At 60.6% G+C, this 658-nt stretch carries 1 pseudogene; it reads left to right on the forward strand.

What is annotated here, in order from left to right:
* A pseudogene (locus tag SB772_RS39050) lies at positions 1 to 450 on the forward strand (hypothetical protein); the annotation flags it as partial.
* Positions 451 to 658: the final 208 nt, after the last annotated feature.

The following is a 658-nucleotide window of genomic DNA, read 5'->3' on the forward strand; positions in this document are numbered from 1 at the left end:
GCCGAGCGTCTCGCGCGGGGACGTGAACTGATGCAGGAGCGCGTCGCCTTGCTGCAGCGCCAGGGCACGGGGATTCGCTCCGTCGTGGGCGGCGGCGCGGCAGTCGAATCGAAAGAACTCGCGCGTGTGCAGGCGCAGATTGCGGAGAATGCCGACAGTCTCGCGGCGCTCAGAGTGCCGACGGAAGTCGTCGAACTCGATTTCAAGGGCATTTGCGACGTATTGAACAAGCCGTCGGAACACGTCTACATCAAGAGCCGCCATATACGCATCGACATGATGAACGTGATTCAGGAGGGTAACGCGCAACGCGGAAGCGAGATCGAATTTCATTTTGCGCGCATTCCCGGCCCCAGGCCCGAGACGCGCGCCTTCGCGCTGGTCCGCTTCAGCCGTTCCGACCTGCCGCCAGGCGGGTTGAACATCGATGCCGCCATGCGCGCCTTATAAGACCCTGAGGAAAGAAGTGGAGGAGACTATGAACAAACTCGATCTGGTTTGGGTAGCCATTGCGGCATGTCTTGTCGTTTCGTTCGCTTCAGCGCCGCTTGCCATCGCGCAACCGGCCGCGACCAGGCAGATGCAGGACACTTAGCGCGAGGCACAATAAAAGGCGCGTGAAGCAAAAAGGCCGAATCGCACAAGCAGGGCGATGAGA

The organism is Paraburkholderia sp. SIMBA_030, assembly GCF_046535245.1.
Classification (GTDB): Bacteria; Pseudomonadota; Gammaproteobacteria; order Burkholderiales; family Burkholderiaceae; genus Paraburkholderia.